The following is a 24,486-nucleotide window of genomic DNA, read 5'->3' on the forward strand; positions in this document are numbered from 1 at the left end:
CATTTTGTTATTAATTATATTTTTTGATATCAATTCCATTTGAAGAGTGAATTTTTCCTTTATCGTCAACAATAATACATTCAATCCCTTTAATTTGATTTACTAAATCCAAGCCTACTTCTACTCCAAGTACAAAAATTCCTGTGGCCAACGCATCAGCGATTTCAGTCTGCTTGGAAAAAACAGAGACACTGACCACACCATTTGCCGGATACCCCGTTCTGGGATCAATAATATGCGAATAACGAATACCGTTAAAAATCACATATTTTTCATAACTGCCGGAAGTTTCCACCGCACTGTCTTCTATTGGGAACGTGGCAAAAATTTTATTCTTGTTCAAAGGGTTTACTATTCCTACAGTCCAAGGTTTTCCGTCCGGTTGTTTCCCCCAGGCATTAATATCTCCCGAGACGTTTATAATTCCGGAAAGACAGCCTTTAGAAAACAATAAATCTTTTACTTTATCAGCAATATAGCCTTGTCCAATGCCGCCCAAACCTAATTTCATTCCTTCTGATTTTAGAAAAATAGTCTGTTCTTTCTGGTTTAGAATAATATTTTTATACCCAATTTTTGCGACTGATTTTTTTATGGCTTCATCGGTTGGCATTACTTTCATGGAACCATCAAATTTCCATATTTTGTCCATGGAAGCATACGAAATATCAAAAGCACCATTGGTAATTTGGGAGATTTTAATGGCTCTTTCGACCAATTCAAAAACTTCAGCATCCACTTTTACTGGCTGTATTCCTGCATTGCGATTGATTTCGGAGATTTGCGTTGTTGGAATCCAATCGGAGATTAAATACTCAATTCGTTTTACTTCGGCTACAGCCAAATCAATATATTCGTTGGCCTTAATAGTATCACTTGCAACAGCGGTAACCTCAAAAGGACTCCCTAACATAAACAACTTTCTCTTATGCGTAATTTGAGAAGTCGCTAATGCCGTTGTGAATATAAAACTGAGTACGAGTATTTTTTTCATTATTTCTCAAAGGAATGAATGATTTGAATGTATTCTTGCGGAGTCACATTTTTGTAACCAGTAATTCCTAATACGGTCCCTGTTTTATCCAGTAACAGCACTAAAGGGAAATTTCCAGATTTGTTGTACTGCTCAGCTAATTTTTTATTGCTAGCTGTTAAATTAGCAGCCAGTAAATTTGCTTTTTTCTTAGGAAAATCAGCTTTGTATATGACCCATTTTTGCTCTGCCTCATTTTTAAAATCTTCTGACTTCCAGATTGTATTTTCTAGTTTAATACAAGGCGCACACCAATCAGATCCTGAAAACACAAGAAGGATATTTTTGTTTTCTTTGATTGCTTTTATTTTTGCATCATTAAAATCAGATTCCCAATTTTGAGAATAACCAAATGTTCCTAAGAAAAGAAACAAAATCAGGGTGTGTTTTTTCATTTTAGGGTTGTTTTTATCTCTATAAAAGTATTTGTTTTCCCTAAACAACAATTTAGCAGAGAACAAAATTAAGACAGAATTAATTTAACAATAAGAGACTTAAGTAATAACCATGGTATAATGTCGTATTTTAAAATCAGGATAAAATCATGTAAAAATCTGATTTAAAGCTGTTTTACTTAAAGTTAATTCTTTTGACTTTAAGACTTTTAAACTTTCGACTTACTTATAGCTCTTTGTTTTAATTTTATTACACAAAAACAGTCAGTGCTGTTCCTGCTAATGAAGTCTTGTACTCTTTTAAATTAGACACTGCAGGCCCAATTGTAACTACTCCCTTACTGGTAAATTGAGAATTATGTCTTGGACAAACAAATTTGTTACCTGCTTCATCATAATTAACAATAACTCCCTCATGAGGGCATGCAGCAGAGACTGCTAGAAAATCACCTGCGTTGGTTCTAGCGATAATTATTCCTTGGGTTACTAAAAAACCTCCGTTTTTAGCTAAAGTCCCCATGCTTACATCAACTGTGAAATTTGAACTTGCTGAAGGTGTCGGGGTGGTGGTACCTGATGAACCTGAATTTGTATCATCAGAGCTACAACTCACGGCCATGCCAGCAATACAAGCAGGTAGTAAAACTGTTGCTGCTCCAAATCCTACTCTGGAAAAAAATTCTTTTCTAGTCATAATTATTGATATTAGTTTCTAATAATAATAGTTACGTAAAAAACTCAAGTTTAGTTTTTTATTGAAAAATATTATTTTAAGTACTTAGTTTTTAGTCCTTTTTTAATAAACTACCTCGGAGCAAAGTCCCAGAGGTAGTAACTAAATAACTGCCACAGATTCACAGATTAATTCGTTATGTAATTTTAAAAATCTTTTTAATCCTTACAATCTGTGGCAAAAACTCTTTTTAATAATTGCGACAATATATCTTTCTTGCTACTTATAATCATTTAAAAAAAACTCTTTTATGATGATTTTTTTTTAAGTTATTGTTGCCCAGATTTTGAGTTGGACTCAGCTAGTGCATTTTCAGGATTTACAAAATTGTTCTCAATCCACAAGTTTACCTGGTAATATACCAAAAACTAATTTTTTGCCTGATTGTAAAACCCAGTTTTTGATAGAGTGTTATGGCTGTGCTATTGTGTTCAATTACATGTAAATAAGGTATTTTATTTTGGTTAAAAATTTCATTTACTGTATGGGCAACTAATTGTTTGGCGTATCCTTTTCCGGTGTGATTGGGATGTGTTACTACTGCGCTGACTTCGATAAAATCATTCATTTGCATGCGCTCACCACTCACGGCAACAAGTTTATTGTTTTTGAAAATACCATAATAATTGCCTAATAAAGCGGTTTTCTTTTTAAAATACCCTGGCTGCACCAAATTTACCAACGCATATAAAGCATCAATATGTTCGTCAGTCAGTTGTATGATTCGATCATTAATTAGAATGTCGATTGGATTGTAAACAATCATTTGAAGGCAAACCAATTCTTTATTAATCGTCAATAGATTTGAAAATTCTGGTTTTTCTCCAACAATAAAGAAATTATCAACCATTGCAGCGTATTTATCGATAGACTTAGCAATAGCATCGCCTTTTTCAAAACCACCAAACGGGCAATAATCCGGAGGATAGAATTTTATATTGCCAGAATTCATAGCAAAATTTTGATGCGTTTCTAATAACGAAAACCAAACTGGATTATCTAATTTTTTATCGTTTTGTGTTTTCATAATAATTTAGTTTTTGAAAGTTGATCATCAATTTTACGTACTTTTTCATCCGTTAAAATTAACGGTATTTATGTTTCACTCTTTTTGCGGGTAATGTTAGTTCCTTCAATATAAAAATTAAAATTCATTATTAGTGCTCTAAGAACCGTACTGAATCTAGTTTTGAGCCTAATTTCAAGCTGAATCAATATCTTAAGATAAGAAAAGAGTATATTTGTCCTTGATCTTTAATGTTTAAAATTACTGACACTCCCTTTTATAATTAAAATCCCTTGATTATTAAGCTATTATTGAAAAGCTACTAATGAAAATTGTACTAAAGAAGTGTTTTAAATTTAATAAATTAGGTTTACAAGCATCATTTAAAATGACTCTATAATAAACTTGATGCATTAAAGTCGTTTATTAGAGCGCACTCAGCACTTATATAAAAAATATCCTATGTACTTAGAGAGGTTTGAGATTAAAAAAAACATTCAAAAAACGGATGATAAAAATTTGTCCTTCCGGGTTTTTGACCTTGGGACAGTAAGTGCTGAAGATTATTTGAAACCACATAAAAAAGATCATTTTTGTATCATACTTGTGGAATCAGGAAGTATTAAAGTACATATCGAAGACAAAATTCATTTATTAAATTCAGGAAAAATTTCTATTCTGTTTCCGGATCAAATCCACTTTTTGTCAAATTTGTCAACTGATTTATCCGGCAAAATTATATTATTTGAAGAAGTATTGTTCTGTTCAGATATATTGAAAAATGAGCTCAGTGCCTATAATGTAAACTTATCGGCCCACCTTAATTGTACCGCACTTTCTAGCCTAGAATTTGAACAAGTCCTACCTATTATAAAGAACATACAGGATATTTATAATGCCCCTAGCCTAGTTAAAAAAGAGCAGGCCCGTTTTTATATCAAAATCTTCCTTTTGGGACTCATTGAATCAATCCATGGCCAACATCCTGTTTTACATCAGGACACTCAAGGTCCTGACCAGAATACCTATATAGCCTTTAAAAAACTTTTGAACCATCAATATAAAATGGAGCGCACTGTACAATACTATGCCTTAAAACTGGCTATCAGCACTAAAAAGTTAAATGCACTAAATAAAAAATATTCTGGCGAAACCGCAATAAATGCAATCCACAACCGGATCCTTACCGAAATTAAAAGACAATTACTGTTTACGGATCGCTCTCACAAAGAAATCGCATTTGACCTTGGGTTTAGCTCTCCATCAGCTCTTAATAAATTTGTAAGAGCTAAGCTAAAGGAAACGCCAACGGACCTTCAGAATGGCCTGGCGCAAATTTATACCGCATAGTCTTGTATATATAACATCCCTCCTTTCCTTCTGATCTATCTTTGCATCAGTAATTAATACTATTCAAAATAGAGATTAATTACTGTTGCAAAAAATCGATTACAGCTTTATTATTCCATTTAATTCTGAATAGAAAAAATTAAAATTATAAAGGCATCCTGTAATTTCAATCACGCAATACCTCACACACTCGAAAAAAAATCGATCAAAATTACCCAATTTCATTGGTGTACTAATTTGAATGATAGTAGGAGCGTATCGCTTATTTAAAAATAAAACAAAATGAATAGTAACACTTTGACAAACAAAAATCTGCATGTTATTTTGGAGGAAAACCTAAAATTAGCAAATGAGATTAATCCAAAAGAGATAACGGTTTTGGTTAACGAAATTAAAGCAGCCAAACGAATTTTTGTAATGGCAGCTGGGCGAAGTGGACTTGCATTAAAAATGGCAGCCATGAGATTTATGCATTTAGGCTATACCGTATTTATAGTAGGAGAAACGAATACACCCGCCATTCTTGAAGGTGATTTGTTACTGCTAGCATCAGGATCTGGCACTACTTCTTCAGTACTCTCATCAGCGGTGAAAGCGAAGGCTCAAAAAGCAACAGTTATTGCGCTGACTGCCGATGCAGAAAGTAAATTAGCAGAAGTGGCAGACCATATCATATTCATAAAAGCGGCAACAAAAACTGACTTTGGGGCTTCGGTCTCCGAGCAGTATGCAGGCAGCCTTTTTGAACAGTTTATATTATTTATCCTGGAGAGCGTTTTTATGTCGCTTTGGCAAGAATCAAAGTTGACCAAAGAAGACCTATGGCCCAAACACGCCAACCTGGAATAACGATTTTTTTAATATTATTAATTTTTTTAAACATTTTAGACATGACAAAATTACAAGTCGCAATTGATTTACTTACTACAGAAGCAGCATTAGAACTAGCACACAAAGTAGCACCTTACGTAGATATTATAGAATTAGGTACTCCGCTTATTAAATCGGAAGGACTTAGTGTGGTAACAGCAATGAAAACTGCTTTCCCTGACAAATTAATTTTTGCAGACATGAAAATTGCAGATACCGGTTTTCTAGAAGCTGAGATTGCATTTAAAGCTGGAGCAGATCTAGTAACCGTTATGGGTGCTGTAGATGATGCAACTGTAAAAGGCGCGGTAGAAGCTGCAGCAAAATATGGTAAAAAAGTAGTAGTTGATACTATTGGAGTTAAAGATAGAGTACAAAGAGCAAAAGAAGTAACTGCTTTTGGAGTTGCGTTTGTTGAACTACACGCTGGTCTTGACGAACAAACATTAGCAGGATATTCTGTACAAACACTTATCAGTGAAGGTAGACTAGCAAAAGTTCCATTCTCTGTAGCAGGTGGTGTAAACATTGATACAATAAAAGATGTTGTAGCTGCTGGTGCAGATGTAGCTGTTGCTGGTGGTGCCATTTATGGTGCTGAAGATCCAGCTGCTGCTGCAAAAGCATTAAAAGAAGCTATAAATAGTGTTACTGTAGCCTAATAATTGACTAATTTTGGCTGGACTTTATAAATAAAGTCCAGCCTTTTTTTTTCTAATAATAAATTTACATACTAATTATGAATACATTCGATTTTGGTATAGTGGGCCTAGGAGTTATGGGGCGTAATCTACTTTTAAATATGGCCGACCAAGGTCATGCTGTAGCTGGCTTAGACTTAGATGATGATAAAGTTCTTTCTCTCACAGAAGAAGCGAATTCCCAACACCGAATTAAAGCCACAACAGCCGTCGAAGATTTTGTTGCACTTATCAGACAGCCAAGAGCTATCCTGATATTAGTACCAGCAGGAAAACCTGTTGATGCTGTCATTCAAAACCTACTGCCCCACCTAGATAAAGGAGATATTCTTATCGACGGCGGAAATACATATTTTACTGATACTGACCGTAGATATACAGAATTATCGGCCAAGGGAATCCACTTCTTTGGAATGGGAATCTCAGGAGGCGAAAAAGGAGCCCGTTTTGGCCCTAGCCTTATGCCCGGAGGTAATAAAGAAGCCTATGAAAGGCTACGTCCTATTTTTGAATCCATTGCTGCTAAAGTAAATGGAGAACCTTGCGTAGAATACTTAGGCAACGGATCTGCAGGAAACTACGTGAAAATGGCGCATAACGGAATTGAATATGGGATTATGCAGCTTATTTCAGAGGCATACGATCTTATGAAACGCGGATACGAACTAGACGACACTACAATTCAAAAAGTATTTGAAGAATGGAATAACACCGAACTCGAATCCTACCTGATTGAAATAACAGGACACATCCTGAAGAAAAAAGATACCGACGGCCAGATATTAATAAATCTAATCTCCGACTGGGCTAAATCCAAAGGAACAGGAAAATGGACTTCTCAAAATGCCATGGACTTAGAAGTTCCCCTTTCAACCGTAGATGCTGCCGTTGCAATGAGGGAAATGTCTAAAAATAAACCGGAAAGAATTGAGGCTTCCTCAAAATTAATTTGGAATGCAGAACAAACCAATACTGACTTGCCTGCAGCCATAGAAACACTTAAAGGGGCTTTATATTTTTCCATATTAATTACTTATGCCCAAGGATTAGCCTTGCTAACAAAAGCTTCAAAAGAATATAATTACGAATTGAACTTGGAGACAATCGCTAAAATTTGGCGTGGTGGATGTATTATTCGTTCGGTAGTATTGGAAGATTTCCGAAAGGCTTACGCCAAAAATAGTGAACTGAAAAACATACTGCTCGATGATAGCATAGCAAAGACCTTAAATGAGAATCAATCCAGCATAAGGAATACCGTTCAATTTGCCGTTCAAAAAGGGATACCTATTGCCGGTCTAATGAACTCCTTAGCGTATTTTGATGCTTATCGATCAGAAAACCTTCCTACTAATCTGATACAGGCATTACGCGACTACTTCGGGGCTCATACTTATGAGCGTACTGATACTAACGGTATATTTCACACCGAGTGGAATGACTAAATTTTAAATGGAACATAATGGATAATCTCAATACTATAAACCCAACCATCATTCTTGTTTTTGGAGCTACCGGTGACTTAGCTAAAAGAAAGCTTTTCCCCGCTTTTTATAATCTTTATCTTGATGGTCGTATGCCGGAAAAGTTTGAGATCATTGCCTTAGGAAGGGCCGAAAACAGTGATGCGCATTACCGAAACCATGTCAGTGAAAACCTAAATGAGTTTTCGAGAAATAAAATAGCCTCCGAAAAAGAGTTCGAACAATTTGCTTCTCATATTTCTTATTTGCAAAATGATATCGACAAAGAAGAATCATACGTGTTGATGAAACAAAAGTTAGACGCCATAGATGCGTCTTTTGGGGTACGTGCCAACCGACTTTTTTACCTCTCAATAGCACCTTCTTTCATTGAAACCATATCTAATAATATTAAGAAATTAGATCTTGCCGCAAATCCGGAACAGGATCGTATTATTATTGAAAAACCGTTTGGTTATGATAAAAGTTCTGCCGAGCTCTTAAATAAGCTATTGGCAAAAACCTTTGAAGAGGAACAAATCTACCGCATAGACCACTATTTAGGCAAGGAAACTGTACAGAACATCCTAGCTTTCCGCTTTGGAAATTCAATGTTTGAGCCGCTCTGGAACCGTAACTTTATTGATTCGGTACAGATTACGGTTGCCGAAGAAGTGGGTGTTGAAGACCGCGGTGGTTTTTATGAAGGTGCCGGAGCATTAAGGGATATGATACAAAATCACCTGATGCAAATTTTAACGATGGTTGCCATGGAAGCCCCCACTTCGTTACAAGCTGATGAGGTCAGAAACCGTAAAGCTGACGTTTTAAAAGCAATACGCCGTATAACTCCTGATGAAGTAGAACACTACACAGTGAGAGGCCAGTACGAAAAAGCTTCGATAAAAGGAAAACCGATAGCTGGATACCTGCAAGAAAAAGGGGTGAAGGATAATTCCATCACAGAAACATTTGTAGCAATGAAATTTTATCTGGATAACTGGCGTTGGCAAGGTGTTCCCTTTTACGTTCGAACAGGTAAAAGAATGAAGGAAAAACAATCCTCTATCGTTATACAATTCAAACCGGTACCCCATTCTACTTTTTCTTTTGGAAAAGAAGGAATGATGCCAAACCGATTAATCATAAACATTCAGCCCGCAATGGATATTAGGCTGCAGTTTATGACTAAAAAACAAGGCTTGTCTCTTTCGTTAAAACCAGCTGAAATGGTTTTTGATTATTTTTCATGCTCTACCCAAGCAACTGAAGCCTATGAAACCCTTTTATTAGATGCTTTACAGGGAGATCCAACTTTATTCATGCGCTCCGATCAGGTCGAAGAAGCCTGGGATGTGGTAACATCCATTCAGGATGCTTGGGAAAACGATAAATTTTCAAGTCTACACAAATACGAAGCTGGAAGCTGGGGTCCTGAAGCGGCAAATGAATTACTTGCTCGTCAGGGGCATTCTTGGGCATCAAATACACTAGATGCCGAAGAAGAAAAGCTACGAAAGAAAGCAGAGAAAGCGGACAAGGCAGAAAAAGATAAGAAAGCAGTACAAACAAAACAAGTAGAAGTAGCAGCTGATGGTAAGAATTTTTAATACTAAGGAAGACATAACAAGCCAGGCTGCCAATATATTTGTAGCTGCTGCAGAAAAAGCAATACAGAAACGCGGTCGCTTTGTCGTAGCGCTTACCGGCGGTTCCTCACCTGTAGCTATCTATGCCCTTTTGGCAACAGCTTCCTACAAGACAAAAATAGATTGGGAAAAGATTTTTATTTTTTGGGGTGACGAACGCTGGGTACCGCTTGATGATGTACTTAGCAATGCAAAAATGGCTAACGATACGCTACTAAGTCTTGTAAATATACCAAAAAACAATATATTTTCAATGTATAGAGAAGGTGTTACTCCTGAGGATTACGCGTTGGAATATGAAAAATCTATTAAAAATATAACAGGCGAGGACGGACAATTTGACCTTATTTTATTAGGAATGGGCGATGATGGCCATACTGCTTCTCTTTTTCCAGGGCAAGCCGTATTGCAAGAACAGGATAAGTGGGTAGCAGCTTATTATCTTGAGTCTCAAACTATGTTTCGAATAACTCTAACTGCACCTCTTATTAATAGAGCGAAACAGATTGTAGTAGTGACTTTTGGAGAAAATAAAGCCTATGCCTTAAACGAAGTTTTATATGGAGCGTATAATCCCGAAAAATATCCTATGCAATTAATTAAACCATCGGATGGCGAATTATTGTTCTTGACCGATAAAGCTGCTACAAGTAAGGAAAAATAATTTAGTGCTAAATTGCATTGCATTATTAAGTTGAGCGGTCTTGTTTAATTATCTTTAGCTACCACAATGCAAAAATATTTTTTTAATTTTATGACTATCCGTTACTAATACCATTGCGTTTTATTTTGTCATTTCGACGGAGGAGAAATCATATCAGTTGCTCTCGTTATGTGATTTCTCCCTTTGGTCAAATGACAAAAGAGCTAAGTTTCATTTGTAAAATGTAGTTTGGTACAAGTAACGGACAACCATATTTAATTTTATGTCTTTCTGTAATTACTCCTATTAAAAGAAAACTGGCACGGATTCCCGGGTTATACATAGATTTTTTAAAATGAAAAAGCGTAAAATATGTTAGTGAAAAAGATACTTTAGGTGTCAGATAAACATATATATTTTTAAAATATGTTTATCGGCTTATTCATCATTATATTTTTAGTTTTGAACCAAACAAAACACTTCAATAAAAAGCCAAATTCAAAATCCGTTTTTCATTCAAATTGTTTATTTTTTGAGAAGGATGGTGTAGCGCTCTTACACGGTTAGATAAAATAAAATAATCTCAGATCATAACTAACTTACTCTACTGTTAGGACTCTAAGGAAAATATATACTTTAAAATTTTTTTTTATCAAAAATAAACACTAACTTTCTTAAAATCAATAAAATATATAATTCTAAAATTACCATTAAAAGTATCAAAAGACTACTATTTGATTGTAAATTCTCAATCCTTTTACAATAAAAAATAGGAAATTCCATTGTGTTAGTGGAAACACCAAATTAAATTAACTAAAAGATACCCTTTTTAGCAAAAACACACTGTTTAACAACACTTAATACAGGAAACGTAACGATTATTACTTTTGTTTTTATTTAAAGAACTGCTGAGTGCTATTGCTGTTTATTGTTTTATTTTCGATACACAAAAATATTATTTTATTTTTTTTATAACATTCTAAAAATGAATACTATAGATTAATATCTAATGGTATTCATCGGTTTTAAAGATCAATTACCCCTTAAGTCCACACCTATGATACCTATTAATGCCGTAATTATTACGAAAGAAAAAGACACTTTACAAATTATTAAAAAATTTGAAAAAGAAAACTTTATAATTCTTAAAATAGTAAACGAAACGAGCTCTATAATTGAAGGAATCAATAGTATACAATTACAAAAACCAGATCTCGTATTTTTAGATATTTCCTTTACAGATGATACTTTTTTTGATATGCTCAATGAATTAGAACAGAGTATTCCTAAACTGGTATTCATTTCTGCCGATAAACAAAATGCTGTAATCGCATTTAAACAAAATGCGATTGATTTTATTTTAAAACCTGTCGATTTTAATTCTCTTCTTTTAGCTGTATACAAAGCTATTAAAAGAATTAAAATGGAGCGATCCTATCAAAATCAGGTAATCAAGGCACTTGAGCTATTAAACTCATTAAATCAGCCAAACGACTATGTTGCGGTTTCCTCCTTGGATAAAATTGAACTCATTCCTATGTCGGAAATAATTTACTGTAAGGCCGAAGGAAGGTGCACTACTTTTTTTCTACAAAATGGTAAAAAAATCGTATCGAGTAAAAATTTAGGAGAATACAGTACAATTCTCGATCCCAACTATTTTTTTAGAATTCATCACTCGTATATTATTAATCTGCGTCACATAGTAAAAATTTCTAAAAAAGAGGGGTATTTCTGCGAATTTCCTAATGGTGTACTTTTGGCTGTTGCCAAAAGACGACAAGATGATTTTAATAAATTTATTAAACTTAAAGAATAACAATTACACAAAATGATAGGAGTTCTTTTTCGTTGTAAACTAATAAATATTTCCTGTATGACTGCACTTAAATACTAAAACCATGAAAACCGAGTTGAAAGCAAAATTCGAAAAAGTGCTATTAATTGATGATAATCCAATTGAACGCTACATTAATTCTAGAATAATTCTCCATAATAATTTTGGAAAAAAGGTTGTCGAGTTTTCACTTGCAAGGGAAGCACTGACATATTTAGAAGAAAATCAAGAAAGACATGGTCAGCTGCCTGAGATAATTTTTATAGATTTATATATGCCCCATTTTTCGGGTTTTGAATTTCTGGAAGCTTATGATAAATTTCCGCTTACTTTAAAAAATAAGGTTAAAGTATTTATTGTTTCAAACACGATTGATAATCATGATATTATTCGTGTTTGCAGGGACCCAAATGTAGTTTCCTTTCAGCAAAAACCTATTACACAAGAATTTCTGGATCGAATTATACTCAAATGATGCTAATTTTGAAACGTTTAAAAACAACTTGTTTTAAACCGCAAAGACACTCTTTTTTAATTTTCGAAACTAGTTCCATTCGTTTATAAATTATCTTTTTAAACCTTTTAAGAAAATACAATAAATGAACGCATAACTGTAGCAATAATACATTTTTATAAGAACTTTAATTATTAAAAATTCAAGTCCTTTTAGTTAATTTTAACTTTTTAATGTTTTTTTAAAGCCTTTAAAAAGCATAAATTCAATAAAAACCAAGATTTTATTAAATTTTTATCAAATAATTCTTACTTCGATTCCTTTTCACTTATGGCCTAGTAGCCATCATTTATTACTTCTCGTTTTACATATATTAACGGACTAAATACATTTGCTTCGGAATTGGCACTTTTGCTAATACAAAACAAATTATTTAAACTGATTAAGGACCAGGGCAAAACCTGCACTTGCTTCTTAATTTTAACCCCAAATTATTTTATTATGAAGAAAATTACTTCAATTCTATCTATTATGGCACTGACTGCTGTGTTTAGTTCAAGCGTTTTGGCACAAGGTACGCAACCAGCATCTGCAACTTCTGCGTCAAGTACAACTATTGTTGCACCAATCGCAATTTCTAATTCCATCCCATTGGCTTTTGGTTCTTTTGCAAGTAATGCTTCTGGTACATTAGTTTTATCTGTTGCAGGTATTCAAAGTTCAACTGGTGGAGTTAAATTGACTTCAGCTAAGGGAGATCCAACTGCTGCTAAATTTACCGTGACAGGTCAAGGAGCTTATGCTTATACAGTTACATTGCCAACATCTCTTACACTTACAACTGCAGTAGCTGGAACACTTAAAACTATGGAAGTTACTACTTTTGTAAGCTCACTTGCTAGTGGAATTGGTGCTTTGGCTAGTGGTACTCAAGACTTCACTGTTGGAGCTACGCTAAATGTTGGAGCTAATCAAGTTGTAGGTTTATACCAGAGTATTACTCCTTTTACCGTGATAGTGAATTATAACTAAATTTAAAAAAAGGTGCTTAGAAATAAGCACCTTTTTTTAAATTTAACGCTTGTTCTAAATCCTGAAAATGGAAGCATTAGCAATAAATAAATAAAAACTTCCTATGACTAAAAAAAGTATTCTTATTATATTCCTTTTATTAAATTTTTCATTTCCTTTACTGGCCCAAGGCGATTTAATGGTATTCCCAAAACGCATTGTTTTTGACGGAATTCAAAGTAGAGTTCAAACTCTTAATCTATCCAATACAGGCAAGGATACCGCTACCTATAGATTGTCCTATAATCAGATTCAAATGGATGAAGACGGTAAATTTAATACGATAGAAGAACCAGAAGAAAATCAAAATTTCGCCTCTCCATATCTTCGTTATTATCCCCGCACCATAACTTTGGCGCCCAATGAATCGCAGGTAGTAAAAATACAGCTTATCAAGACTGGCGAATTAAAAGACGGAGAATACCGATCTCATCTTTATCTTAGGGGAGTTCCTAAAATAAAAATTTTGGAAAATAGAACACACGTAAGCGATACGCTCTTACCAAAAAGTTTAGACGTTAAAATAACTGCTGTTTACGGAATTTCAATAGCAAATATTATAACCATAGGAGCGCCAACTACCGCGGTGACCTTATCTAATTTGGCATTGCTGCCATCACAGGATTTATACTTGGATATTCACCGCACAGGCAATCAATCTGCTTATGGGGAACTGAATGTCAATTATATTTATCCTGAGGGAATTAGTACTAATGTGGGACTAATAAAAGGCTTTGCAGTATATGCTCCTGGAAATTTGCGCAAAACCAAAATTAAACTCAATACTATTCCAGGTATTGATTACAGCAAGGGAAAATTACAGGTGATCTATTCTACCCCAAATCAAGAAACTACTTATGCTGAAGCCTTCCTTAATTTGTCAGACAACGAAGAATATTCACTTGAAACGGAAATTAATAGTAATAAATAAGAATCATCTGTTTGTTAATTTTGTTTGTTTTTTGAAAAACATTACGATAAAAAATACCATACCAAAACATCAAAATATTTTCAGATAAATTACGCCGTGAAAGACATCGTTTTTTTCTAAAACAAAGCATGATAATGAGATAAGTGCAATCGCAAAAGAATTATATTACAGATAAACCTTTTGATTTATATATTATTTAATAGAACAGAAAATTAATAATGCCAAAAATTCTTATAACAAGTATCGTTCTAATTATATTCATATTAGACTTAAAAGTACCTCTAGGAGTAGCAATAGCTGTTTTGTATATAATTCCTTTAGTTATTTCATATACTTTAGACAAAGATAAAATAATAAGGCTTGCCATAATATGCACTATTTTAACACTTATTGATACCATTGATTACTACCATATCGAAATGTATTATAGTGTTTTTACTAACAAATTCTTATCCATTCTTTCTATCTGGATATCGTGCTTTATTATTCTACGATACAAAGAAATCTTGTTACAAAAAGATACAGAAAAACAGAAATACCTAAAATCCATTACTGAAATGCTTTTTCAAGTTTCCCATCAAGTTCGAAGTCCTATTTCTAGAATGCAAGGTTTGACAAATCATATTGATTCTAAAGCTATATCAAAAGAAGAGTTAGAAAGTTTAAGTATCTATTTAAAAGATTCTGTTACTGAACTTGACATCTTCACAAGAACTTTGACAGCTAGTTTAGAAAAAATCCGAATTCAAAACACTACTGATCAAACAAATTCTAATTAATATTCATAGACGCAACTCAGGCAGTTCTCTAAAAAAATAATTCCCTTTAGCAAAAGTACTTGCTACTCTTCGTTCTTTATGACTAAATTGTACAACATCATATCTCTATTCCTTTTCTCCATGATAGCCTTTTCTGCTACTGCACAAGAGGAAGATTGCGATGAAGTTTTAGTGCTGCTTCAGGTAAAATACATTGGTGCCACCGAAATTTCCTCGGTAATATGCGGATCTAAAGTCTATCTTTCGGTATCCGAAGTTTTGGATTATATTAAAATACGAAATATACCCAATTCTAATTTTACTACTATTGAAGGTTTTTTTATTAATCAAAATAACACCTTCAAAATTGACCAAAACACCAACACCATTAGCTACAAAGAGGAAGTTTACACCCTGAAACCAAGCGATTTTATTCGTACCAAAACAAATTTATTTTTAAACGCTTCTTATTTCAATCAAATATTTGGGCTCGAAAATAATTTTAGCTTTAGGAGTTTATCCGTTGAAATGGTCTCAAAACTCGAACTTCCCGCCATTAGAGAAGCCCGATTGCTAGAAATGCGCGATAACATCAACAAAATGAAAATGGAATTTAAAGCGGACACAACTATCGTACGTGACAAACCACTACTTCATTTTGGAACAGCTAATTGGGCTGTTAATACCATACAACAATCTGAAGGAAGTCATTCAGAACGATTACTCCTCAATTTAGGCGGCATTGTAGCTGGAGGTGAATTGACCACTTTGCTAAATTACACCAGCAACCAACCCATAGTGGCCAAAAACCAGTTTTATCGATGGCGCTATGTGAACAATGAAAACAAATATATTAAGCAGTTCACTTTAGGAAAAATTTCAGCTCCTTCCAAAGCGACAATTTTGTTTCCCATTATCGGAGCTCAGATCACGAATGCCTCTACCCAAATCCGAAAATCTTTTGGCACGTATATCTTGAGCGATCATACCCAGGCCAATTGGACGGTGGAACTCTACATCAACAATGTATTAATTGATTATCTTCAGGCAGATGCCAACGGTTTCTTTTCGTTCAACGTTCCTTTAATGTACGGTCGTACCGAAGTTACACTCCGATATTATGGACCTTGGGGCGAAGAGCAGTTATTTAGCAATCAATTTGTAGTTCCTGCTCTTTTCCTTCCAAAAAAGGAGGTAGAATACACGATCAGTTCCGGGATTATTGAGGATAGCAAAGGCAGTATTTTTACCAGTGCAAAAGTAAATTATGGACTTTCTAATCACGTCACTTTGGGAGGTGGAATAGAATATATTTCCTCTTTAGAATCTAATAAAATTATTCCGTTTTTGAATTCTTCCCTTCGACTCTCGTCTCAATTATTTCTTACGGCAAGCTATTATTCAAAAGTGCTGTATGATCTCAATTTGAATTATACGACACCCAAAAACCTTCGTTTTGACTTTGATTATAGTAAATACGATAAGAACCAACAAGCCGTTCGATTCAATTATTCCGAAATGCGGAAAGCAAGTATTTCCATGCCACATCGCAGTTCTTTTTTTTCGGGAACTTCCCGATTTACCATTCAAGAAAACCTATTTAGTACCACTAAATTTACCACTTCTGAATTTTTACTCTCGGGAAATTCATTTGGATTTAATTTTAATTTTACCACCAATGCCTTTTTTACCAAAAACCAAAAACCATCGGTATACAGCAATATTTCTACCTCATTCCAACTTCCTAAAAGATTTGTCCTTGTTCCCCAATTGCGCTATGGATATGATGCCAATGCCATGACGACATTGCAAACACAATTGAGAAAGCCAATTTTTAAAAAAGGCTATATTCAAGCCTCTTTAGATTATAATTTTAAGAATCAAAACAGTAGTTTTCAAATTAGTTTTACACATAATTTCGATCATATCAATACTGGATTTTCAAGTGTTTTTTATAAAAATAGTGCTTCTTTTTCACAATCTGCCAGCGGAAGCTTAATCTTTGAACCCCAAGCTAATTTTGTACGTTTTAATAACCAAATAAGTGTGGGCAGAGCGAGTGTAAAATTTGTTCCGTTTTTAGACATCAATGGAAATGGAAAAAAAGAGGACAAAGAACCACTGGTAAAAGGAGTCCAGATCATAGTAATGGGCGGTGACCGTCAGCTCGTTAATCCCAATGGAACCACCATTATAACCGGATTAGAACCTTATATTAATAATTATGTGGAACTTAATACCGCCAAAGTTAATTCTATTGCTTGGCGCATAAATAACAAAACTTTAAATTGTATACTAAATCCCAATCAATTAAAAATAATTGAAATTCCGGTTGTGGTTGTGGGAGAAGTTTCCGGAATGGTGTATCGAAAAGAAAATGAGCAACTTCTGGGAACTGGAGGCTTAAAAGTCGCTATCTATGATTTACACGATACATTAATCGCCAGTATTCTTTCGGAACCCGATGGTTATTTTAGTTATTTGGGTTTAAAATCGGGACAATATGTTGCGAAAATGGATTCACTTCAATTGGAAAATTTACAGATGAAGGCAAGTCCCTCCTACCAGAATTTTGAAATCGATAATGGTATCGATGGTGCTTTTGTAGATACTTTGGAATTTGTACTCGAAAAAACAAAATAAGTAGATCTACATAATCTTTACCGGCGTCATACGAGAAGAATCCCCAATAACTTGTATTCAAAAAAGAGCCTGAAATTTTATGTAAGTCGTTTAATGAGTTCATAGCTATTTTTTTACCGCAAATTCGCAAATTATATATTAAAAATTAAATAGAAAAATTTGCGAATTTGCGGTTTTTTTTAGATTTACTCCACAAAATTCTCATCTTTAAATCCGATCAAATATAATTTATTTTTGGCTCGGGTCATTGCGGTATACAACCACCGAATATAATCTCTATTGATGCCGTCCGGCAAATACGGTTGTTCTATAAAAACCGTATTCCATTGCCCGCCTTGTGATTTATGACAGGTTATGGCATACGAGAATTTTACTTGTAAGCCGTTGAAATATTCGTTAGCTTTTACTTTTTGGAACTGATTGAATTTTGTTTGACCTTCGTAATCCTTCAGCACTTCCTGATACAATCGGTTGGACTCTTCATAGGTTAATGATGGCGATTCGCTTTTTATGGTATCTAATAACAATACTGTTTCAAACGGAATCTGATTGGGATAATCAATCATTCTGATTTTTACTTTGGCAAACTTAAAACCATACAATTCTTTGATATTGAAAATTTCCAAGACTTCGATAATATCACCATTAGCAATAAAACCCGCTTCATCAGAGTCTTTTAACCAGAAATAATTATTTTTCACCACCATCAGGAAATCACCTGTAGAAAGTTCGCTTTCTTTATCGAGGATTTTGGTTCGGATTTGTTCATTATATTGATTCGCTCTTTTATTGGAACGAACAATAAAAGCAGTATCTTCAATGCTATAATTACTGTAGGCAGAATTGATGGCGTCCTGAATATCATAGCCATCAGTTAGGCGCACTATATCTTTGAATTTTTTGACATCAAATTTGAATTCAGTTATAAAAGAATCCTTCAATAGTTCTCGAAGTTCCGTCGCATTGTGCAAAATTCCCGAATTTTCTTCCTGACGCATCACTTCGTCCAACTCAATATATTCGACTTCTTTATCGTAGTTAATACTTAATGTTTGAATGTCTAATGCGGGACTGATATCTAAATTTACCGGCGGTAATTGAGCCGAATCTCCCAGAAGAATCATCTTGCAATTAGTTCCTGAATACACATAGGAAATCAAATCATCCAGTAGAGAACCATTTTCATAAAGCTTAGAATCGGAATTGGTGTCCGATATCATCGAAGCTTCATCAACAATAAAAATCGTGTTGGTGTGTTTGTTTTGTTGCAAGGTAAATGAAACGCCACCTCCGGAAGATTTCTTAGGAAAATAGATTTTTTTATGAATTGTAAAAGCCGGTTTATCGGAATAATTAGCAATCACTTTCGCCGCACGCCCTGTTGGCGCTAATAAAACATACTTTTTATTGATTTCTACTAAACTATTTACAATCGTAGATATTACGGTAGTTTTTCCGGTTCCCGCATATCCTTTTAAAACAAAAATGGTATCGTTATGCGTGTCCGTTAAAAAAATAGCTATTTTTTGAAAAAAAATATCCTGTTTGTGTGTCGGTTGAAAAGGAAATTTTTTTTGTAAAAGACTATAAAAAGAGGAGGAATTCATTTGGTATAATTTACATGCAAGGTAGAGAATGTTTTTTCAATTTCAATGTCAATAGCAATTTCAATTTTCAATTATTACTATTGATTTTGGCTATTGACATTGCAATTGATATTGTTATTGATTTTAAAATTTGTAAGTTTGCGTTGTTTAGAAAAAGTAATCTTATTATGAACATAGTCGAAAAAAATTATAAAAAACTTTCCATTCAAGTTTCATTGAAGGGACTTTCTTTTTGTACATTTGATATGCTGAACAACACTGTTATTTCATTCAATGAGATACATTTTGATCCATTTGACACCACTACCAAAATTGAAGATTTGTTTGCCAATGCCTTTCAGAATTATCCAGAATTAAAGGATACCTATGACGCCGTTCTGGTGATCCACAACAACAATCTTTCTACGTTTGTACCTACAGCACTTTTTGACGAAAACTTTCTAGGAAGTTACTTACAATACAATACAAAGGTTTTTGAAACTGATTTTTTTGCGTTTGATGAAATACCAAATAATCAAATGAATGCCGTCTATATTCCGTACGTGAATATCAATAATTTTTTTATTGATCAGTTTGGCTCTTTTGATTATAAACACGCCAATAGTATTTTAGTTTCGAAACTTTTGGTTGCCTCCAAAAACATTGACCAAAAAAAGATGTTTATTCATTTCAATTCAGGTCATTTTGAAATCATTGTGGTTCAAAACCAAAAATTATTGCTTTTCAATTCTTTTGAATACAGCACACCTGAAGATTTTATGTATTACATCTTATTTACAGCCGAACAATTGAATTTAAATCCAGAGAACTTTCAACTGGAAATGATAGGGAAAATTGAAACCGAGAGTGCTTTTTTCAAAATAGCTTACCAATACATTCGCAATGTTTCCCTAATTGATGTGGAAGATTTGCGATGGAACAATTATTTTTCTGAGGCCGAAAACAGAAATCATTTTATACTTTTCAACTCATGAGAATCATTTCAGGAAAATACAAAGGAAGACGCATTTTTCCGCCAAAAGGACTCCCAGTTCGTCCCACTACCGATATGTCTAAAGAAGCATTATTCAATGTTTTGAACAACCATTTCAGTTTTGAAGGACTAAAAATATTAGATTTATTCTCCGGAACCGGGAATATCAGTTTCGAGTTTGCCTCTCGTGGCAGCACCCCAATTACCTCTGTCGATGCGGATTTTGGTTGTGTAAAATTCATCAAACAAGTGGCAACCGAATATGATTTTAATATAGCTGCTACAAAAAGTGATGTTTTTACCTATTTAGAACGGTGTAAAACTTCGTACGATATCATTTTTGCAGATCCACCTTATGCATTAGACCAGAATACTTTTGAAAAAATTGTTTCATTGATTTTTGAAAAAGAACTGCTCAATGAAGAGGGAATGATGGTAATTGAACATTCTAAATATACCAAACTGGACCACATGATTCACTTTTCATTTAAAAAAAGTTATGGTGGTTCCATTTTTAGTTTCTTCGAAATTGGCTCTGGCGAGGAAGATTCTGAAAACGAATCAGACCAAAACGATAGTGACGAAGAATAATTCCGGAAACAATTTTAAGACAATTGCTCCAATATTTGCTTATATATTGGAGTATCAACCCCGAATTTCAAACCTTCATTAACTACATATTCTGTCAAGGAACTCACTTCCGTTTTATTACCTGCTAATAGATCTCTATGCATTGATGATGTATTGTCTTGTGGGGACTTCTCTAATTTAGCAATAGTTTGAGCAACAATGTCAATTGGCATCGCTAATCCTTTAGCTAAAGCAACAGCAGAAATCTCGTTTAATAATGAGCTATAAACTGCCTTATTTTCAGGATTATTTAAAATTCCTCCAATGTTTTGGTTCAAATATGAAGTTGCTGAAGCCAGAGCTGAAATAAAAATAAACTTTTCCCAAATCGTTTCTTCTATATTTTCAACAAGATAACTTTCGATATTTGCCTTTTCGAAGATAGATTGTAATTCCTTTAATTTAGAAACCGGAGCATTTTTTGAACCAAAGAATAATTTTTCATAAGCACCAATTTTTTTGATCGCACCGGGAGCAACAATCATCGAAACAATATACACACAACCCTGTAATACATTATTTTCAGGAAATAGTATTTGTATGCGTGCCGTGGCATCAACGCCATTATATAAAGGAAGAATTATCGTATCTGGAGTGATACAGTTTTTTATAGATTCAAAACTTTTTTCGATATCATAGGTTTTAGTGGCGCAAATAAGGTAATCCAGCTCCCCAATTTCTTCTGGATCGTTAGAAACTAAACTAGGAAAAACAATGGTTTCACTCTCCTCTAAAATAATTTTCAAACCTTTTTGGGCTATTGCTTTTTGGGTTTCGCCACGAGCAATAAAGACAATTTCGATTGCATCCGACTCAGAATAAGCTTTGGCTAATAATCCTCCGAAATAACCGCCTACTCCACCTAATCCTAAAATTCCAATTCGTGTTATCATAAGCACTATTTAAAAAAGTAAACCATTAAGGAATTTAGAAAATTAAGCCGTGGAACTTAATGAAACTAATATCTTAATGGTTTCCTTTTAGATTTTACAATCCTAAATTTTATTAAATCTTTTAACAAAAAAAATGCAGACCTATAAGCCGGATTCTGTCTCCGAATCCCGATAGCTATCGGGTCGGAGCCTTATCATTTATCTAGATCCCACATTACTGCGGGACTCAAGCTATCTACCCTTCAACAACGGACGGGAAGCCCTTAAATGCTGATATACTTGATATTTCACCGCATAGAGTTTACCTGGTTTCACTACAGCATTACCTGTACATACTTTCTGTTGCACTTGTCCTAATCCAATTACTTGAACCGACGGGTGTTACCCGCTATGCTTCCCTTTGGTGTCCGGACTTTCCTCTCTTTTGATTGCTCAAAACAGCGATAAGGCGGTCTGCGGTGCAAAATTACAATATTTTTTCATGTATCGCCATTTTAGATTATTTACTTTAACATCCTTTTCGCAATGACTTAATAATAAATTAGTTACCTTTATAAATAATAATAAATCTTTCATTAATCATGAAACCAATGTACCATTATACCACCGTAATAGAAGCCTTAGAAGATCTAAAAGAAAAAGGTTTTACCTATGATTTTAATATTCATCAAGATGATATTAAATCTAATCCACATAAATTTGAAGTAAATCACGTCTACCGCTACGAAGGGGATACTGATCCTGACGAAGAATCAGTAGTATATGGAATCAGCTCTGATTCTGGTAAAAAAGGAGTTTTTGTAGCTGGTTTTTCGGCAAATTCAAATAATGACGCCGCAGTTGTTTTAGAAAAATTATGCATCGAAACCGGTGGACAATCCAAACTTTAGGTAACACATAATACCGTTAAAAAAAAACACTTAAAAATCTGATTTTCTCTTCTATCTGGGCTAGAGAATTTGGGAAATAAAAACCATTTGAAAAATTATAAAATCTTTCAATACTTAAATTTTTCCGTCTTTAAATTAAAACCTATATTTGCTTTCGAATAAAATTCTATGGAACAATTTGTAGTATCGGCCCGTAAATATCGTCCTCAAACATTTAAAGATGTTGTAGGACAAAAAGCCATTACCAATACTTTATTGAATGCCATAGAAAGCAATCACTTGGCTTCTGCCCTATTATTCACAGGGCCTCGTGGCGTTGGCAAAACGACATGCGCTCGTATTTTGGCTCGAAAAATAAATCAGCCCGGATACGATGATCCAAATGAAGATTTCGCTTTTAATGTTTTTGAATTGGATGCTGCATCCAATAATTCTGTCGATGACATCAGGAATTTGATTGACCAAGTTCGGATCCCGCCACAAACGGGACAATACAAAGTGTATATTATTGATGAGGTTCACATGTTGTCTTCCGCAGCTTTTAATGCTTTCTTGAAAACATTGGAAGAACCGCCAAAACACGCCATCTTTATTTTAGCAACGACCGAAAAACATAAAATTATTCCAACGATACTTTCTCGTTGTCAGATATTTGATTTCAAAAGAATTACCGTAAAGGATGCCAAAGAACATCTTGCTGAAGTGGCTGCCAGTCAAGGCGTAAATTTTGAAGATGACGCTTTGCATATCATTGCTCAAAAAGCTGATGGTGCCATGCGAGATGCGTTGTCTATTTTTGACCGAGTAGTTTCTTTTTGTGGAAAAGAGTTGACACGTCAGGCCGTTACGGAAAACTTGAATGTGTTGGATTACGAAACCTATATTAATGTAACAGATTTGATTTTGGAAAACAAAATTCCGGAATTATTAATCGCTTTCAACGAAATTCTTGCCAAAGGATTTGATGCACACCATTTTGTATCCGGATTAGCCTCTCATTTTAGAGATTTACTGGTTTCTAAAACACCTGCAACTTTATCTTTATTAGAAGTTGGAGAACAAGCACAACAAATGTATGGCGTGCAATCACAAAATTGCAGTCAAGATTTTCTCTTGAAAGGAATCGAAATAGCAAATGATTGTGATTTAAAGTACAAACTGAGTCAAAATCAACGACTTCTTGTTGAGCTTTGCCTTATGCAACTGGCCTCTATCACTTTTGATGGAGAAAAAAAAAAGTTGACCAATTTATAATTCCACCTACTTATTACAGGAAGAATGATTACGCTATAGTAGAAATTCAAAAAAACAATGGCAATAGCAATGAAAATGGCAATGTCAAAAATCAAGTTCCAGTTTCCAAATCCGAAACTGTTTCTCAGAACTCAGCTGAAGAGTTTAAACTTGAAGTTGTTCAACCTGAAACCCAAAACCCAAAACCCATAACCCATAACCCATCAGGAAACGAGCCTAAGATTTCAGCTTTTTCGTTATCCAGTATTCGGGCAAAAAAAGCTTTAGAAGAAAGCAATAAAGGAATAATAAAAGAAGTTCTTAATTTGCCTACAGAAACTTTTAGCGAGACTGAAATGTTGCTGTATTGGAATAAATATGCACAACGCTTAGGAGAGAAAGGGTTTCGAATTATGGAATCACTCCTGCTTATTAATGATCCGGTATTAAGTGGAACTGCCATCACAATTGAGTTGCCCAATGAAGGATCAAAACTTGATTTTGAAAAAGAATTAAATGGACTTTTGGGATATTTAAAAGGGCATTTACACAATCACGACATTACAATTGAAGTGATTGTAAATGAAAGTATTCAAAGCAGAAAAAATTTTAATGACCAAGACCGTTACAACAGACTTCATGAAATAAATCCAAATATTGATCTGTTACGAACAACATTTGGATTAGATTTAGATGCATAATACACATAATTTAAATTGGAAA

The 24,486-nt window shown here is 34.1% G+C and carries 23 protein-coding genes and 1 other RNA gene; 17 read left to right on the forward strand and 7 right to left on the reverse strand.

Features of this window, described 5'->3' with window-relative positions; translation table 11 throughout:
* Positions 1-10: 10 nt before the first annotated feature.
* The 4 genes from EKL97_RS13390 to EKL97_RS13405 form a co-directional block, all read right to left on the reverse strand.
* Positions 11-994, reverse strand: a complete 984-nt coding sequence (locus EKL97_RS13390; RefSeq protein ID WP_126459289.1) for an FAD:protein FMN transferase — start codon at positions 992-994, stop codon at positions 11-13.
* A complete protein-coding gene (locus EKL97_RS13395) occupies positions 994-1,428 on the reverse strand; it encodes a thioredoxin family protein (RefSeq protein WP_126569046.1) in 435 nt (144 codons plus the stop codon). The genes EKL97_RS13390 and EKL97_RS13395 overlap by 1 nt, the downstream gene beginning before the upstream one ends.
* Before the next feature lie 250 nt (positions 1,429-1,678).
* On the reverse strand, positions 1,679-2,122 hold the full coding sequence (locus EKL97_RS13400) for a ubiquinol-cytochrome c reductase iron-sulfur subunit (RefSeq protein ID WP_126561512.1): 444 nt from the start codon (positions 2,120-2,122) through the stop codon (positions 1,679-1,681).
* Positions 2,123-2,507: 385 nt separating this feature from the next.
* Complete coding sequence (locus EKL97_RS13405; protein ID WP_126569047.1) at positions 2,508-3,188, reverse strand: GNAT family N-acetyltransferase; 681 nt, start codon at positions 3,186-3,188, stop codon at positions 2,508-2,510.
* A 441-nt stretch (positions 3,189-3,629) separates the two neighbouring features.
* Between EKL97_RS13405 and EKL97_RS13410 the strand changes: the two genes are divergently transcribed.
* The 12 genes from EKL97_RS13410 to EKL97_RS13465 all read left to right on the forward strand — a co-directional run bounded on the left by EKL97_RS13410 (position 3,630) and on the right by EKL97_RS13465 (position 17,537).
* Positions 3,630-4,517: an AraC family transcriptional regulator gene (locus EKL97_RS13410; RefSeq protein WP_126569048.1), complete on the forward strand. Its 888-nt coding sequence runs from the start codon at positions 3,630-3,632 to the stop codon at positions 4,515-4,517.
* 282 nt (positions 4,518-4,799) lie between these two features.
* Entirely contained in the window at positions 4,800-5,366 is a 567-nt protein-coding gene (gene hxlB / locus EKL97_RS13415) for a 6-phospho-3-hexuloisomerase (RefSeq protein ID WP_126569049.1), read from the forward strand.
* Positions 5,367-5,407: 41 nt separating this feature from the next.
* The gene (gene hxlA / locus EKL97_RS13420; RefSeq protein ID WP_126451662.1) at positions 5,408-6,049 is read left to right on the forward strand and encodes a 3-hexulose-6-phosphate synthase; all 642 of its coding nucleotides are present in this window, start codon (positions 5,408-5,410) and stop codon (positions 6,047-6,049) included.
* 77 nt (positions 6,050-6,126) lie between these two features.
* Positions 6,127-7,533, forward strand: coding sequence for an NADP-dependent phosphogluconate dehydrogenase (gndA, locus tag EKL97_RS13425; protein ID WP_126563687.1), 1,407 nt, complete (start codon positions 6,127-6,129; stop codon positions 7,531-7,533).
* Positions 7,534-7,550: 17 nt separating this feature from the next.
* Complete coding sequence (gene zwf / locus EKL97_RS13430) at positions 7,551-9,161, forward strand: glucose-6-phosphate dehydrogenase (RefSeq protein WP_126459263.1); 1,611 nt, start codon at positions 7,551-7,553, stop codon at positions 9,159-9,161.
* Entirely contained in the window at positions 9,145-9,864 is a 720-nt protein-coding gene (pgl, locus tag EKL97_RS13435) for a 6-phosphogluconolactonase (RefSeq protein ID WP_126561509.1), read from the forward strand. The genes zwf and pgl overlap by 17 nt, the downstream gene beginning before the upstream one ends.
* Before the next feature lie 1,036 nt (positions 9,865-10,900).
* Positions 10,901-11,662: a LytR/AlgR family response regulator transcription factor gene (locus tag EKL97_RS13440; RefSeq protein ID WP_126553428.1), complete on the forward strand. Its 762-nt coding sequence runs from the start codon at positions 10,901-10,903 to the stop codon at positions 11,660-11,662.
* Between the two features lie 82 nt (positions 11,663-11,744).
* Complete coding sequence (locus EKL97_RS13445; protein ID WP_126569050.1) at positions 11,745-12,155, forward strand: response regulator; 411 nt, start codon at positions 11,745-11,747, stop codon at positions 12,153-12,155.
* A gap of 510 nt (positions 12,156-12,665) precedes the next feature.
* Positions 12,666-13,166, forward strand: a complete 501-nt coding sequence (locus EKL97_RS13450) for a DUF4402 domain-containing protein (RefSeq protein WP_158614934.1) — start codon at positions 12,666-12,668, stop codon at positions 13,164-13,166.
* Positions 13,167-13,269: 103 nt separating this feature from the next.
* Complete coding sequence (locus EKL97_RS13455; RefSeq protein ID WP_126569052.1) at positions 13,270-14,136, forward strand: molecular chaperone; 867 nt, start codon at positions 13,270-13,272, stop codon at positions 14,134-14,136.
* A gap of 218 nt (positions 14,137-14,354) precedes the next feature.
* A complete protein-coding gene (locus EKL97_RS13460) occupies positions 14,355-14,915 on the forward strand; it encodes a hypothetical protein (RefSeq protein ID WP_126459244.1) in 561 nt (186 codons plus the stop codon).
* 120 nt (positions 14,916-15,035) lie between these two features.
* Positions 15,036-17,537, forward strand: coding sequence for a hypothetical protein (locus EKL97_RS13465; protein WP_126569053.1), 2,502 nt, complete (start codon positions 15,036-15,038; stop codon positions 17,535-17,537).
* 185 nt (positions 17,538-17,722) lie between these two features.
* Here EKL97_RS13465 and EKL97_RS13470 read toward each other — a convergent pair whose 3' ends face one another.
* The gene (locus EKL97_RS13470; RefSeq protein WP_126569054.1) at positions 17,723-19,144 is read right to left on the reverse strand and encodes an ATP-dependent RecD-like DNA helicase; all 1,422 of its coding nucleotides are present in this window, start codon (positions 19,142-19,144) and stop codon (positions 17,723-17,725) included.
* A gap of 167 nt (positions 19,145-19,311) precedes the next feature.
* Here EKL97_RS13470 and EKL97_RS13475 point away from each other — a divergent pair, with 167 nt between their 5' ends.
* On the forward strand, positions 19,312-20,118 hold the full coding sequence (locus tag EKL97_RS13475; RefSeq protein WP_126459235.1) for a DUF3822 family protein: 807 nt from the start codon (positions 19,312-19,314) through the stop codon (positions 20,116-20,118).
* Positions 20,115-20,708 carry an RsmD family RNA methyltransferase gene (locus EKL97_RS13480; protein ID WP_126451673.1) on the forward strand — a complete coding sequence of 198 codons (594 nt, stop codon included), beginning with the start codon at positions 20,115-20,117 and terminating at the stop codon, positions 20,706-20,708. Before EKL97_RS13475 ends, EKL97_RS13480 begins: the two co-directional genes overlap by 4 nt.
* A gap of 14 nt (positions 20,709-20,722) precedes the next feature.
* On the opposite strand, the gene EKL97_RS13485 is transcribed toward EKL97_RS13480, so the two are convergent.
* Together EKL97_RS13485 and rnpB are read right to left on the reverse strand one after the other, a co-directional pair.
* Positions 20,723-21,640: a ketopantoate reductase family protein gene (locus tag EKL97_RS13485; RefSeq protein ID WP_126569055.1), complete on the reverse strand. Its 918-nt coding sequence runs from the start codon at positions 21,638-21,640 to the stop codon at positions 20,723-20,725.
* Between the two features lie 128 nt (positions 21,641-21,768).
* An RNA gene (rnpB, locus tag EKL97_RS13490) (RNase P RNA component class A) lies at positions 21,769-22,100 on the reverse strand.
* Positions 22,101-22,221: 121 nt separating this feature from the next.
* Here rnpB and EKL97_RS13495 point away from each other — a divergent pair.
* The 3 genes from EKL97_RS13495 to EKL97_RS13505 all read left to right on the forward strand — a co-directional run bounded on the left by EKL97_RS13495 (position 22,222) and on the right by EKL97_RS13505 (position 24,464).
* The gene (locus EKL97_RS13495; protein ID WP_126459229.1) at positions 22,222-22,530 is read left to right on the forward strand and encodes a hypothetical protein; all 309 of its coding nucleotides are present in this window, start codon (positions 22,222-22,224) and stop codon (positions 22,528-22,530) included.
* A gap of 168 nt (positions 22,531-22,698) precedes the next feature.
* A complete protein-coding gene (gene dnaX, locus EKL97_RS13500; RefSeq protein ID WP_126451676.1) occupies positions 22,699-23,784 on the forward strand; it encodes a DNA polymerase III subunit gamma/tau in 1,086 nt (361 codons plus the stop codon).
* 305 nt (positions 23,785-24,089) lie between these two features.
* Positions 24,090-24,464, forward strand: coding sequence for a DNA polymerase III (locus EKL97_RS13505; RefSeq protein WP_231507343.1), 375 nt, complete (start codon positions 24,090-24,092; stop codon positions 24,462-24,464).
* Positions 24,465-24,486: the final 22 nt, after the last annotated feature.

The organism is Flavobacterium sp. LS1P28 (assembly GCF_003970335.1).
Classification (GTDB): Bacteria; Bacteroidota; Bacteroidia; order Flavobacteriales; family Flavobacteriaceae; genus Flavobacterium.